At 65.9% G+C, this 12,822-nt stretch carries 17 protein-coding genes and 1 tRNA gene; 13 read left to right on the top strand and 5 right to left on the bottom strand.

The annotated features are described in order from the left end of the window. The first annotated feature begins 69 nt into the window (after positions 1–69). The 7 genes from ACP7BY_RS10230 to ACP7BY_RS10200 all read left to right on the top strand — a co-directional run bounded on the left by ACP7BY_RS10230 (position 70) and on the right by ACP7BY_RS10200 (position 3,287). The gene (locus tag ACP7BY_RS10230; protein WP_269430365.1) at positions 70–195 is read left to right on the top strand and encodes a hypothetical protein; all 126 of its coding nucleotides are present in this window, start codon (positions 70–72) and stop codon (positions 193–195) included. A 114-nt stretch (positions 196–309) separates the two neighbouring features. Next, complete coding sequence (locus ACP7BY_RS10225; RefSeq protein ID WP_033967432.1) at positions 310–603, top strand: hypothetical protein; 294 nt, start codon at positions 310–312, stop codon at positions 601–603. A gap of 32 nt (positions 604–635) precedes the next feature. After that, positions 636–917, top strand: coding sequence for a hypothetical protein (locus tag ACP7BY_RS10220; protein WP_033967431.1), 282 nt, complete (start codon positions 636–638; stop codon positions 915–917). Next, the gene (locus ACP7BY_RS10215; RefSeq protein WP_137902318.1) at positions 907–1,521 is read left to right on the top strand and encodes a glycoside hydrolase family 108 protein; all 615 of its coding nucleotides are present in this window, start codon (positions 907–909) and stop codon (positions 1,519–1,521) included. The genes ACP7BY_RS10220 and ACP7BY_RS10215 overlap by 11 nt, the downstream gene beginning before the upstream one ends. Then, positions 1,518–2,000 carry a hypothetical protein gene (locus ACP7BY_RS10210; protein ID WP_137902319.1) on the top strand — a complete coding sequence of 161 codons (483 nt, stop codon included), beginning with the start codon at positions 1,518–1,520 and terminating at the stop codon, positions 1,998–2,000. The genes ACP7BY_RS10215 and ACP7BY_RS10210 overlap by 4 nt, the downstream gene beginning before the upstream one ends. After that, positions 1,930–2,163 (top strand): hypothetical protein, encoded by a 234-nt coding sequence (locus ACP7BY_RS10205; RefSeq protein WP_010402983.1) that lies wholly within the window; start codon positions 1,930–1,932, stop codon positions 2,161–2,163. The genes ACP7BY_RS10210 and ACP7BY_RS10205 overlap by 71 nt, the downstream gene beginning before the upstream one ends. A gap of 335 nt (positions 2,164–2,498) precedes the next feature. Further along, positions 2,499–3,287 carry a DNA adenine methylase gene (locus tag ACP7BY_RS10200; RefSeq protein WP_137902320.1) on the top strand — a complete coding sequence of 263 codons (789 nt, stop codon included), beginning with the start codon at positions 2,499–2,501 and terminating at the stop codon, positions 3,285–3,287. Positions 3,288–3,453: 166 nt separating this feature from the next. Here ACP7BY_RS10200 and ACP7BY_RS10195 read toward each other — a convergent pair whose 3' ends face one another. After that, positions 3,454–3,762, bottom strand: coding sequence for a hypothetical protein (locus ACP7BY_RS10195; protein ID WP_033965704.1), 309 nt, complete (start codon positions 3,760–3,762; stop codon positions 3,454–3,456). Continuing rightward, positions 3,759–4,145, bottom strand: a complete 387-nt coding sequence (locus ACP7BY_RS10190) for a hypothetical protein (RefSeq protein WP_249340785.1) — start codon at positions 4,143–4,145, stop codon at positions 3,759–3,761. Before ACP7BY_RS10190 ends, ACP7BY_RS10195 begins: the two co-directional genes overlap by 4 nt. Before the next feature lie 62 nt (positions 4,146–4,207). On the opposite strand from ACP7BY_RS10190, the gene ACP7BY_RS10185 reads away from it, so the two are divergent. Further along, positions 4,208–5,395, top strand: a complete 1,188-nt coding sequence (locus tag ACP7BY_RS10185) for a tyrosine-type recombinase/integrase (RefSeq protein ID WP_137902321.1) — start codon at positions 4,208–4,210, stop codon at positions 5,393–5,395. A 249-nt stretch (positions 5,396–5,644) separates the two neighbouring features. Here ACP7BY_RS10185 and ACP7BY_RS10180 read toward each other — a convergent pair whose 3' ends face one another. The 3 genes from ACP7BY_RS10180 to ACP7BY_RS10170 all read right to left on the bottom strand — a co-directional run bounded on the left by ACP7BY_RS10180 (position 5,645) and on the right by ACP7BY_RS10170 (position 7,928). Beyond that, positions 5,645–6,406 (bottom strand): hypothetical protein, encoded by a 762-nt coding sequence (locus tag ACP7BY_RS10180; RefSeq protein ID WP_033967230.1) that lies wholly within the window; start codon positions 6,404–6,406, stop codon positions 5,645–5,647. Positions 6,407–6,419: 13 nt separating this feature from the next. Beyond that, positions 6,420–7,679, bottom strand: coding sequence for a tyrosine-type recombinase/integrase (locus ACP7BY_RS10175; protein ID WP_033967228.1), 1,260 nt, complete (start codon positions 7,677–7,679; stop codon positions 6,420–6,422). A 159-nt stretch (positions 7,680–7,838) separates the two neighbouring features. Beyond that, positions 7,839–7,928: transfer RNA gene (locus tag ACP7BY_RS10170), tRNA-Ser, on the bottom strand. 222 nt (positions 7,929–8,150) lie between these two features. Here ACP7BY_RS10170 and ACP7BY_RS10165 point away from each other — a divergent pair. The 5 genes from ACP7BY_RS10165 to ACP7BY_RS10145 are packed head-to-tail and all read left to right on the top strand — an operon-like array spanning position 8,151 to position 12,798. Next, positions 8,151–9,128 carry a lytic murein transglycosylase gene (locus ACP7BY_RS10165; RefSeq protein WP_249340786.1) on the top strand — a complete coding sequence of 326 codons (978 nt, stop codon included), beginning with the start codon at positions 8,151–8,153 and terminating at the stop codon, positions 9,126–9,128. 1 nt (position 9,129) lies between these two features. After that, positions 9,130–9,996, top strand: a complete 867-nt coding sequence (locus ACP7BY_RS10160; protein ID WP_137902410.1) for an SPOR domain-containing protein — start codon at positions 9,130–9,132, stop codon at positions 9,994–9,996. A gap of 18 nt (positions 9,997–10,014) precedes the next feature. Next, positions 10,015–11,187, top strand: coding sequence for a D-alanyl-D-alanine carboxypeptidase family protein (locus ACP7BY_RS10155; RefSeq protein ID WP_033967226.1), 1,173 nt, complete (start codon positions 10,015–10,017; stop codon positions 11,185–11,187). Positions 11,188–11,191: 4 nt separating this feature from the next. Further along, positions 11,192–11,824 (top strand): dTMP kinase, encoded by a 633-nt coding sequence (tmk, locus tag ACP7BY_RS10150; protein WP_137902323.1) that lies wholly within the window; start codon positions 11,192–11,194, stop codon positions 11,822–11,824. Further along, positions 11,821–12,798, top strand: coding sequence for a DNA polymerase (locus ACP7BY_RS10145; RefSeq protein WP_033967224.1), 978 nt, complete (start codon positions 11,821–11,823; stop codon positions 12,796–12,798). Before tmk ends, ACP7BY_RS10145 begins: the two co-directional genes overlap by 4 nt. The last annotated feature ends 24 nt before the right edge of the window (positions 12,799–12,822 follow it).

The raw sequence follows: 12,822 nt of genomic DNA, 5'->3' as shown, positions 1-12,822 counted from the left end.
CCCGGTTCATCCGCAGCTATGGGACGATACGACGGTACCGCCGACCGAGCGGTTTGAGATAGTGCCCGCGTGAGCGCACAAGTGCCGCGTGCTCCGACATGGAAAGACTGGTGGGCACCAGCCGCAATCGTGATCACGCTGATCGGCGCGACGATGGCGGGTGGCGGCTACATCGACGAGCTCCAGCTGACGTGAGGGCTCCACCCGGGTAAATCGCTGGCCACTGTATAGCCGGGCATCCGTCAGCCTGCCCACCCCATGGCGGCGATCCACCCGTACTGCCCGCTCACCAATCTTTCGGAGCCAGACATGCACGATATCGATTACACCGGCCCGCAGGGCGGGGCGCTGGCGCTTGCCTTTGGCGCGGGGGCGACGTTTGCCACTGCGGCCCTGATGACGGTCGGCACGTTTATCTGGCGCGTCTTCGGCGATGCGAGGATCAAGCAGCTCGAAAAAGAGCGTGACGAGACCGAGGAAAAGCACCGGCTCGAGATCGCGGGCCTCAACAACCGCATCGTCCAGCTTGAGACAATCCTGCTGACCTATGGACCGCCTCTGCTGCGGCGCGAATTGCAGGCGGCGATGGCCAGCACGCCCTAACCCTCACGCCCCGACCTTCGAAAGGAAATCCGATGACGCTGCTCGCAAAGTGGCGCGCCTGGCTGTGCGCGCGTCTCATCGATGACTGGCATCGTGCCTATACCTTCACCTCGATCCGCCTGGCCGCGATCGGCGCGCTGATCGAGGCGTTCGTGCAGGCCTTTCCCGGCACCGCCACAGAGATTTGGAACGCGATGCCACAGGATCTGCGCGCGCTGCTCCCGTCGTGGGTGACCGGATCGTTCCCGATCCTGCTGCTGGTCGCGATCGCCGTCGCGCGCATCACGCGCAAGGTGCCGACCGATGGCAAATGATGCCGCCTCCCGGCAGCCGGTCGGCAAAGCGAAGTTTGCGGCGGTCATCGTCGCGATGATCTCCGGCGTCATCGCGATCGAGGGCGGCTATGTCGATCACCCGGCCGATCCCGGCGGCGAAACCAATATGGGCATCACGCGACGGACGGCGACGCAGAGCGGCTATACTGGCCCGATGCGCACGCTGCCACGCGCCGTCGCCGAGAGCATCTATTACGATCGCTATCTCGTGCAGCCGGGCTATGCCGCGTTGGTGCCAGTCGACGCGGCCGTCACCGAGGAATTGTTCGATACCACGGTCAATATGGGGCCAGCGCGCCCGTCGACCTGGTTTCAGCAATCGATCAACGCGCTTTGCGGCACGCGGCTGACCGTTGATGGTCGCGTTGGGCCCGGGACGATCGCCGCCTATCGCGCCTGCCAGGTGCGGCGCGGTGCCGGTGCGCTCTGCATCGCCACGCTCGACGCGCTCGATCGCCAGCAGAGCGCCGAATATGTCCGCCTTGTTCGCGCCAATCCGAAGCTGGGCGTGTTCCTCAAAGGCTGGCTTGCGCAGCGCATCGGCAACGTCGATCGCCGCAAATGTCGGGGAGCGCGCGCATGACGATCGTGACGCAAGTCGAGCAACTGGCCGAGGACGCTTTGCCGCAGGTGCGTTCCGCCAACTGGGTTTTCCGCGTAATATTTGGGCTCGCTGTCGCCGCGGCGATCGGCGCGGCGTTCTGGTGGATTGTGATCCGCCCGGGCCAAATGGCGGCGAAGGTTGGCCAGGCCAAGGTCGATGCCTCGCTGGGCCAGGCCACCGGCGACATCGCGACCGCCGCGATCCCACAAATCAACGATGCCGCCCGGCAAAAGGTCGAGGTGGATGTGCAGGTCCAGAAAGGACAGATCGATGTTCGACAAGCACCCGATGCAGGCGTGGCGGTGCATGGCGTCGCTGATGCTCTGCGCCGCAACCTCTGCCTGTATGACGACCTCTACCGTGCTGACCCAGGCTGCCAGCCCGTGCATGAAGATCCTGCTGGCGTCGGGCCTGCTGGATCCGACGCCGGGGGCGCAACTGGCGCTGATCGACGGTAGCGCGGGTGGCGACGGTGCGTTCGGCCTGGCGCAGACTGGCCAGCTGGTGAAGGCCAATATCGACAAGCGCACCGCGAAGGCGATCGGGACGTCGTGCGACGCCCAGTGGTCCGCTGCCCTCAAGGCTGCGCGACCGCGCAAGCGCTTCCTAGGGTTGTTCTGACCGGTCGACGCGTGGCATAGTGGGCCTGCCGCTCTGAGCTTAGCCGTTAGGAGTGGCCCGCGCGCGCGGTTGAACGCAGGCACCGGTTCGCCGGGTGGCCTGCAAAATAAAAGACCCTTCGGGGGAATATGCAGGGCGTGGTTCCCTGTGTTCCTGCGCGGCTAACCACCCGGTTCGGGTCGGTTGGCCGCGCAGCGATCCTCCAAAACTTGCGGCCGACGCCGCTGCACCAATCCTGCTGCCGACACCATCGGCCAGGCCTTCGGCGATCGCCCGATCGTCTACCATCAGCGCGCGTAGCCGACGTGCTTCTTTCCCCAAAGGACGAAGCCTGAATGAATGCGTCAATCGCTGTTCGCCCACCCGCGCCCTATCTTGGAGGCAAGCGCAACCTCGCCAAGCGTCTCACCGCCATCATTGATGCGATCCCGCACAGAACCTATGTTGAACCCTTCGTCGGGATTGGCGGGGTCTTTCTCCGTCGGCCGAAGGCGGCACCGGTCGAGGTGATCAATGACTTGTCGGGTGATGTGGCGAACCTTTTCCGGGTGATCAGGCGTCATTATGAGCCGTTTGTTGCCGAGCTGCGCTGGCTGATCGCCAGCCGCGCTGAGTTTCAGCGGCAAAGCAGCCTGGATCCACGGCTGCTGACCGATATCGAGCGAGCGGTCCGCTTTCTCTACCTCCAGCGCCTGGCGTTCGGCGGCTGCGTCGTCGGCCGCTCCTTCGGCGTCGATCATCGTAGCAGCTCAAGATTTAACCAGGCCAAGCTCCACACCGAGCTCAAACTACTGCGCGATCGCCTCGCACCGGTGACGGTCGAGCAGCTTGATTATGCCGAAGTCATCCGGCGCTACGATAGTGAGGCGACGCTGTTCTTTCTCGATCCTCCCTATGATGGGACAACGGGATACGGGCTCGAGTTCGGCCACGACCATTATCTCGCGATGGCAGATCAGCTTGCCGGTATTCGTGGTCGCTTCGTTCTATCGATCAACGACACGCCCTTCATCCGCGCTACCTTCGCCCGCTTTGCGATCGCCGAAGTCGAGACAAGTTGGTCGGTTTCGACCGCGTCGACCGGTGGTGCGAAACGGATGACCGAATTGATCGTCCAAAACTGAAAACGTGGGTATCGCACGAGCGAGAGTGGGTATTATGCCCATTCTCGCTCTCGAAATCCGCAGATTTCTGTGCCTTTTTTTGACCGGGGCGGAGGGTGCCTCCGCCATTTTATAGGGGTAGCCCGGCGATTCTTTGCCGGCCGGGCGAGGCGGCGAGAAATTCGTATTACCGGGCGTCGGTTTCAGAGCGATTAAGGTACGCCCACGCCGGATCATCGCGCCAACCGATGCGATTGTACCGGTCGAATGCCTCCGCCTCCGTCCCAGGCTTCGGGATGACGGTCTTAGCGGAAACGTCCACATCGTGCTCGGCGAGAAAGTCGGCCTCAATCCATGAGGCGCTCTCCACGCGGCTGAGGCGATGCCAGACTTTCGCGCGGCAGTGGGGGCAGTCCTCTGGCATGTAGGCCGGGCTCTTGTCCGGCATAGACAGGGCCAGGTCGCCACCGCAGCATGGATATTCACCGAAGATCATCTCCGATGCTCATATTCGAAGAAGCGCCAGGCCATGTCGTTCTCGCTCGCCGGGGGCTGAGGCTTGGTCGACATCGCGTCCTCGATGCCGTTGAGCTCGTCCCGGATCGCTTGGATTTTCCGCGTCCACCACGCCTCGATCCAGGTGTGATCGAATAGGGTTGCGCCCTCCCGGTTCGTCCCACCGCGTTCCATCGGGTTTCGGTCAGGCGTCATTACCACGACCTTGATGTCGGCCTTCCCCATTTCTTTCAACTTACGCTCGAGCCGCATCCTTTCGCGCGGGGCGATGACGACAATGACGTCGCCAGCGCGCGCGCGCTGCAGCAACCCTTCAGTTTGGCCGGACCGCCGGCTCGACTGCTCAAACACGATCCGCGCCATCGTCATTGCCGCGCCGAGCCCGTGATCTTCCATCGCAAAACTCCAGTCCCCAGGAGCATCATATGCTGACCAACGCCGTGGTGAAAGCCGCGAAGACGCAGGCGCGCGCCTATAAGATGGCGGACGGGCAGGGGCTGTATCTGCATGTAGCCCCCACCGGCACCAAATCTTTCCGGCTGCGCTATCGCGACCAGGACGGGCGCGAGCAGACGTTGACCTTTGGCGCGATCTCGCTTGCCGAAGCTCGCGCCAGGCGCGACGTGGCGCGCGCGGCGATTGCGCGCGGCGAGGATCCTCGGCCGGACGCGTCCGCCGTCACCAGCTTTGAGGGCGCGGCGCGGGCGTGGCACGCGCATCGCGCGTCGGGCTGGTCGCCGGTGCACGCGGTCGACGTGATCGAAAGCCTCGAGCGCGATGTGTTCGCCGCGATCGGCGCGATCGCGCTGGAATCGATCACGCGGCCGATGGTGCTCGACGTGCTCGAGCGCGTCGAGGCGCGCGGCGCGATCGAGACGGCACGACGGTTGCGGCAGCGCATCGAGGCGGTGTTCGAGTTCGCGCGGGCCAAGGGCTGGACGTCGATCGACAACCCGGCCGACGTCCGCGAAGCGCTCGCGGCCGCGCCAGCAAGCGGCCGCCAGGCCGCGCTGGTCGAGGTTGCCGAGCTGCGCGCGCTCGTCGCCAACGTCGATACGCTCGATGCCGCGCCGATCCTACGACAGGCATCGCGTTTCCTCGCGCTGACCGCAGTGCGCATGGCGGCGCTCCGCGGGATGGAATGGTGCGAAGTCGAGGACCTCGATGGCGACGCGCCGATCTGGCGCGTGCCGGCGGCGCGGATGAAACTCGGTGCGGCAAATAAGCGCGACCCCGCCAATGATCATATCGTGCCGCTTTCCGCGCCCGCCGCTGCAATTTTGCGCGCGATCCGCGCGAGAATGGCGGTGCCGGGCGAACCATCGAGCTTCGTCTTTCCCGGGCGGGCTGGCGCTCAACCAATTGGTGCCGGCGCGATCGGCGAGCTCTATTTCCGCGCGGGCTTCGGTGGCCGCCACGTCCCACATGGCTGGCGCGCCAGTTTCTCCACCGTCATGAACGAGCGGCGGCCGGAATGTCGCGCCGATATCGACCGCACGCTGGGCCACATGCCAAAGGACATGAAAAAGGTGGAGCTCGCCTATAACCGCGCCAAACACATCATCGCGCGGCGCGCGCTGCTCGAGGAATGGGCCGAGATCCTGATCGGATAACCATCGGCCGATATTGAGGATCGCGCCCGTTCTGACCGTGCACAACGCGCCATACCCGAGGGCAGGGTGGCACGCTTCATGCTCTCGCCCCCCGATAGCCAAAAGCCCGACCGCCAAGCTGGGCGATCGGGTTGCCGTCCAGGTCGGACGTCTGCACCGGGGGAAGGGGCGATCAATAGCGCACGCCGAAGGCGTTCCTTTTATTTATCTCCTGAGGTGGTGGACTCTCTGATCACTAGAATCGCGAAGCTACGATAAAGCGGGGGCGGCGCGGCGGGCGTGCATGCCCTCGACGGCACTATTTGCGTAATGCTCGTGGCGCGAGGCGGCTGTGCGGTCGCTTCCGGCCGACTTGGCACGCGCTGTGGCCTGGGCGGCAAGCTCGTGCTCTGTGGGCTGCCTGGGAGGCTGTACGGGCGGCAACACGATGGACGAGACCTTCTCGAGCGCATCGCGCACGCGTTTGGCGACCTCGCCCGGGAGTTTGAGGAAATAGGCGTTGTTGATCTGGGTGTTGCGCGCGCTCCCGAGCTCGCCGCCGACGATCGGCACCATGCGCCGCCATTTCTCGACCAGGTGCAGTCGCTCGAATTTCTTGATCGCGGCGCTCAGCGTCTGCGTGCAGCACTTCGCCATGGCGCAGATCTGCGAATAGGCGAAGTCGAGCCGCCCCGTCAGATAGTCGCGCGCGTCGTGCAGCACTTTCAAGATGACCTTCTCCTTGGGAGACAGCAGCCCCCAGGGCCGGCCCTTGGCCTTATGCTCGTCGGCCCAGGCGAAGATCTGCTGCAGGCGTTCCTCTTTCTCGACGCGTGGGAAGACATTGTGGTGCCGCCAGTTGCGGAGCTCGGCCTCGCCAGCGAGCCGACTGGTCGCAAGCACGGCGCAGCTGCCGCGCCGCTTGCCTTCGAAGCTGAAGCCGACGCCCTTGATCAGGCTGCGAACGGTGTGGCGTTCCGCGCGCGCCTGGTTGGCGGCGGCGAGGCCAGCCGGTTTTGTCGGCGCGCTCACCGCGCACCGCCGATCAGCTGCGTCGCGGACCGTCCAGCAAAGAAGAGGCCGGCGGAAGCTCGCCGACCAGCATCGTCGCCCATTCCTGCGCCAGATCGCGACGGCGGGGCATATAAGCGGCGCGATTGTACGTCGCCTCCACGCCCGACGGAACGTGCGCCAGCATCAGATCGATGATCGCGCGATCGCCAACGCGATTCCGTTCCTCCGCCAGCTCGTTCATGATCGTCGAAAAGGTCGATCGCCAGCCGTGCGGAACATGCACGCCCGAATAGCCCGCGTCGCGATAGGCCTTGCTGATCGTGCTGTCGCTGATCGGCCGCCGCGTGCTGCGGACGCTGTGGAAGATCAGCGGGGCACCGCGCGAGAACGCGATCGCGACCTTCACCGTCTCGACCGCCTCGGGCGACAATGGCACCAGAAATTCGAAGGCTACGTCGCGCTTGCGCTCGACGACCAGCTTCATCTTGGCCGCAGGAATGCGCCAGAGCGGCATTTCCCCGTCGAGATCCTCGAACTCGTGCGGCTCGGCTGCGCGCAAGACGCCGGACCGCACTGCGGTGAGCGCGAGCAATCGCGAAGCGAGCTTGGTCAGCGGATGGCCGGGCTGCGCTTCTGTCGCCGCCAGCACCTTCCGCGCGTCCGCGATCGTCCGCACCGCGGGCGACTTGCCCTTGATCAGTTTCTTCATGGCAGGCGCGAGGCCCGCTGCCGGGTCCGACTCGGCAATCCCGCTCGCGATCGCCAAGACGAACACGTCCGAGATCCGCTGGCGCGCGCGCCGTGCCGTCTCGATTGCACCGCGCGTTTCGATTGCGCGCAGCGCTTCCAGCACCAAGGGCGGGGTGATGTCCGCGATCGGCAGCTTGCCGATCTTCGGGAAGACGTCGCGCTCCATCTGGCTCAGCACGTCGGCCGCGTGTTTCGCCGACCACAGGTGTTTCTGATTCTCGTGCCACTCCCGCGCCAGGGGCGCGAAGGTGATTCCGGCCTTGCTGGCCTGGGCGGCACTCCGCTGGCGCTTGTCGATCGACGGATCCACACCTGTGCGCAGCAGGCGGGCACCTGCCTGTTGCAGTTCGCGCGCCTCGATCAGCGAAATCTCCGGATATGGCCCGAACACCATCCGCTTTTCTTTGCCCGCGAACCGAAACTTCCAACGCCACGAGCGGTAGCCCGAGGGCAGCACGTACAAATAAAGCCCGCGAGCGTCCGCGAGCTTGTATGGCTTCTCCTTGGGCGTCGCGCGGCGACAGGCTAGGTCGGTCAACATGCGGTGCCCCCACAAGCAGCAACCGGTGCCCCAGAAGTGCCCCCGAATCGATTGCGCTGTGCTGTCGCTCAATGATGTCGAATGAGACAACCCGCAAGGCATTTACCGAGGGCGGGCGAGTCGCTTTGGAGCTAAATGAGACAACCCGGCACAAAGCCTTGGCGGAAGAGGTGGGATTCGAACCCACGGAGAGCTTGCACCCTCGCCGGTTTTCAAGACCGGTTCCTTAAACCACTCGGACACTCTTCCCGTCGGTCTGCGACAACGGCCAGCCGACTCTCATAGGCCAACCTTGCAGCGGATGCCCCGCTTAGCGGCGACGGGACGAGATGTGCAAGGTTTGTGGTCGGTATCGGGCCTTTAGGGGTTCATGTGGGCAGGCCGGTGTGCCAAGGTCGGAGGATGCGAGGAACCAGTATTTTTGGGCGTCGAATTGGCATCGCGCTGGCCGTTGTGGGCGCGTGCTTCACCATGATCGGGCAGGCAGCGGCGCAGGATGAAGCGGGGTTTCAGGCCTATCTCCAGACCCTGCGCGCGCAGGCGCTGGCGCGGGGGGTGAGCAGGGCAACGCTTGACGCGGTCCTTCCTACGCTGACGCTCAACCAGCGCGTCATCGATCTGGATCGTGCGCAGCCGGGGGCCAATCCCAATGCCGGGGTTCCCAATTTCGCGCCGTATCAGGCGCAGCACCTCACGACCGCGCTCATCGCCAACGGTCGCAATGCCTATCAGGCCGAACGGTCGCGCCTGCAACGGATCGAGCAGCAGATCGGCGTGCCCGAATCGATCATGGTCGCGATCTGGGGGCATGAGACGAGCTATGGCCGGGTTATGGGCGGGTTCGATCTGCCGCGTGCGCTGGCGACGCTCGCTTATGAGGGGCGGCGGCGCGATCTGTTTGCGGAGGAGTTCATCGCCGCGCTGCAAATGATGGATCGCGGCGTATCGCGCGCGCAACTCGTCGGCAGTTGGGCAGGGGCGACGGGTGGGCCGCAGTTTCTGCCGTCGGTCTATTTGCGCCTCGCGCGCGACGGCGACGGCGACGGCCGGGTCGACATTTGGGCGAGCCGGGCCGACACGCTCGCCTCCATCGGTAATTATTTCGCGAATGCGGGGTGGAGACCGGGCCAACCGTGGGGCCTCGCAGTCTCCGTACCCGCGACGTTCGACCGCAGCCAAGTGACCAATCGCTTGCTGTCGCCGCGCTGTCTAAAAGTGTTCGCGCGCCACAGCGCGTGGAAAACGATGGCCGAATGGCGCAGGCTGGGGCTTGTCCCGCTGACGCGCGACTGGCCGGGCGATTCGGTGCTGGCGACGTTGCTCGAACCCGATGGCCCCGGGCGCACGGCCTACTTGCTGACGGGCAATTACCGGGTGATCCTCGATTATAATTGCTCCAATTTCTATGCCTTGTCGGTCGGCCTGCTGGCCGATGCCGTGGAGCGCTGAGATGGGCGTGCTGGTGGCGCTGGCGCTGGTAAGCGGGGGCGGGCAGGCGATGCCGCCCCCTCAGCACCGCGGCGCACCCAAAATTCACGACGTCTCCTCGCCCCCCGCGATCGCCGCCGCCAGCGATTTGCCGCCGGGCGATGGGCCGCGCGGCACCTCGGGCGAAGTGCGGGACGATAGCGTCGGTTTCGCGGCCGTGTCATCGCTGCCGGTCGATCCGCAGTGGAGCGCGGTGACGATGGCGGTCGCGCATCCGAATGTCCCGCCGGGCACACCGGTCGAGATCACCGCGCTCGATACGGGGCGGACGATCCTGGCGCTGGTGGTCGCGCGCGACACCAGCAGGGCGGTGGTCTCGCTGTCGCCAGCGACCGCGCAGGCATTGGGGGTTGGCGACCGGGCTCCGGTGCGGGTGCGGGCGGTGGTGGCCAGCCCGCAAGATCAGACGGCATTGCGCGCGGGACAGGCGGCATCGGCGCGGCTGGATGCGCCGCCAGCTTTGCTCACGGCGCTGCGTCGCAAAGTGCCGATGCCGCAGGGAACACCGGCGGTGCCGCGTGCGGTCCCCGCCAAAGCGCCGATGCCCAAAGCGCCAGCGCCCAAGCCGCTCGCCAAGCCAAAGCCGGCACCGGTTCCATCGATACCGGTTCCCTCTACGGCTGGCGGATTTGTCGTGCAGGTCGCCGCTTTGTCATCGGCGGAGCGAGCCGCTGCGATGGCGCACGCCCTGGGCGGCCATGTTGTTCCGCTCGGACGCCTTTTTCGCGTGCAATTGGGCCCCTTTGGCGACAAAGCCAGCGCACAGCGCGCGCGTGACGGGGCCGCCCGGCACGGTTATGGTGACGCGCAAATCCTCCACACCGACTAAAAAACGAGACCGGACCTGATGCTTTCCCGCCAAAAACTGATCGCCGCCGCTGCCCTCATCGCCGTCGCCGCGACCTGTCCGGCCGTGGCCGCACCCGAGTTCCAGACGCCGGCACCGGTCGCCTATCTGCAGGACCTGTCCTCCGGCGCGATCCTGTATTCGAAGGATGCCGACCGCCGGATGCCGCCCGCGTCGATGGCCAAGATGATGACGGTCTATGTGGCCTTCCAGATGATCAAGTCGGGCGAATTGAAGCTCGATACCAAATTCCCGGTGCGCCCCGAAACGTGGCGCGCATGGCATTCGCAAGGCTCGACCATGTTCCTGTCCTCGGGCGAGAATGTCAGCGTCGAGGATTTGCTCAAGGGCATCGTCACGCTGTCGGGCAATGATGCCTGCGTCGTGCTGGCGGAAGGGATTTCGGGCACCGAATCGGCCTTTACCGAACGGATGAACCGCGCGGCGGCCAAGCTGGGCCTCAGCAACAGCCATTTCGGCACCGCCAATGGCTGGCCCGACAATGGCGTCACCTATGTGACCGCGCGTGATCTCGCCAAGCTGGCGAGCGCGACGATCCAGGATTATCCCGATCTCTACAAGCGCTTCTATTCGCTGCGCAGCTTCACCTGGGGCAAGACGCTGGGCGGCGAGAAGCCGATCGACCAGGCCAATCGCGATCCATTGCTCGGTCGGGTGAGCGGTGCCGACGGGCTCAAGACCGGGCACACCGATGAAGCCGGTTTCGGCTTTACCGGCTCGGCGCAGCAGAATGGCCGTCGGCTGGTGATGGTGCTGGCGGGGCTGGGCACGTCGGGCCAGCGCGCCGAGGAATCGGTCAAGTTCATGGAATGGGGTTTTCGCGCGTGGCAGGCCAAGCCGATCCTCGCCAAGGGCAAGCAGATCGAAACCGCCGAGGTGCAGCTCGGCACCTCCAACAAGGTTGGGCTCGTCGCGCCGAGCGATCTCTCCGCGACGGTGCCTGCCGGCACGGCGGGCGAAATGCGGCTGACGGTCAGCTATGACGGGCCGATCAAGGCACCGATTAAGGCCGGGCAGCACATCGCCGATCTGGTGGTGGTAACACCGGGGATGCCCGCCGAGCGGCTTCCGCTGGTGGCCGCCAACGACGTGCCGCAGGCGGGCTTTTTCGGGCGGGCCTGGGCCGGGTTGATGAGCCTGTTCGGCGCTTGAGCCGATGACGGGCATCGGGCGTTTTATCTCGCTGGAAGGCGGCGAGGGAGCGGGCAAATCGACCCAGGCGCGCTTGCTCGCCGATGCGCTGGCGATGCGCGGGATCGAAACGCTGGTGACGCGCGAACCCGGGGGCAGCGAGGGGGCCGAGGCGATCCGCGCCTTGCTGATGCAAGGCGACGTCGCGCGGTGGAGCCCGCATAGCGAAGCGTTGCTGTTCGCCGCTGCCCGCGCTGACCACGTCGAAAAGACGATCCGCCCGGCACTGGGGGCCGGACGCTGGGTGATTTGCGACCGGTTCCTCGATAGCAGTCGCGCCTATCAAGGGGTGGCTGGCGGCATTGACGACGCTGCCGTGCTGGCGCTCCATGCCTTCGGTTCACGCGGGCTGCTGCCCGACCGGACGCTCGTGCTGGAACTATCGCCCGAGCTTGGACGAAGACGCGCGGCGGTCCGCGATGGCGCTGCAGCGGATCGGTTCGCGGCGCGCGGCGATACCTTCCACGCCGACGTCGCCGCCGCCTTTCGCCGGTTTGCCAAGCAGGAACCCGAGCGCTTCCGCCTGGTCGGCGCGACCGCAGCGATTGACGATGTCGCAGACGCGGTGTTTGCCGCCGTGGCCGACCTGCTGCCATGACGCTGCCGCTCGGCAACGATGCCGCGCACCAGGCCTTCGCCGCCGCAATGGCGAGCGGAGCCTTGCACCATGCGTGGCTGTTCGCGGGGCCGGAAGGCATTGGCAAGGCGACGTTCGCGCGCGCGGCTGCGTTGCGGTTGCTGGCCGAAGGGGCGGGGGCAGAGCTGCCGCCGGGTTTCGACGTGCCCGAGAACAACCCGCAACGCAAATTGATCGCGGCGGGATCGCACCCCGATTACCGCGTGCTCGCGCGGCAGCCCAAGGAAGGCGACAAGACCGGGCTCGACCTCGCGCGCAGCATCCCGATCGCGCAGGTCCGCGCGCTCGGCCCGATGTTCGCGACGCGCCCCTCCATGTCGAGCAGGCGAGTCGTCATCATCGATGCGGTCGATGATCTGGAACGGCCGGGGGCCTCCAACGCCCTGCTCAAAAATCTCGAAGAGCCGCCCGAGGGCACGATCTTCCTGCTCGTCAGCCACGCGCCGGGGCGTTTGTTGCCGACGATCCGCTCGCGTTGCCGCCAGTTGCGCTTCGATCCGCTGGATGACGGCACCATGACGGCTGTGCTGAACCAACAGCTTCCTGCTGCCGATCCGGCGGAAGTGGCGGCGTTGATCCGCATGGCGCATGGATCGCCGGGCCGCGCCCTTGGCTTTGCCGGGCTGGATCTGGCCGCCATCGATCAAGCGCTGGCGGCAATCGCGCGCGATGGCGACCCGAGCAACGGCCGTCGCGTCCGCCTCGCCAAATCGCTGGCGCTGAAGGCCGCACAGGCGCGCTATGAGGCGTTCCTCGACCGCGCCCCCGCCTTTATCGCGGGCCTGGCCCCGGAACGGCACGGCGAACGGCTGCGCATTGCGCTCGACGGCTATGACGCCGCCCGCACGCTTGCCGCCACCGCGCGCGCGCTGACGCTCGATGCGCAGGCGACCGTCTATGAAATGTCGGGGATCGTCGCACGGCTTGCACGCTGAAAGCGGCGCCAAGGCTTCAATTGC

The sequence above is a fragment of the Sphingomonas sp. PSPC2-2 genome (assembly GCF_049897725.1).
In the GTDB taxonomy this organism is placed as follows: domain Bacteria; phylum Pseudomonadota; class Alphaproteobacteria; order Sphingomonadales; family Sphingomonadaceae; genus Sphingomonas.
The sequence above is the reverse complement of the archived record's forward strand: the minus strand, read 5'-3'. Positions and strand labels throughout refer to the sequence as shown.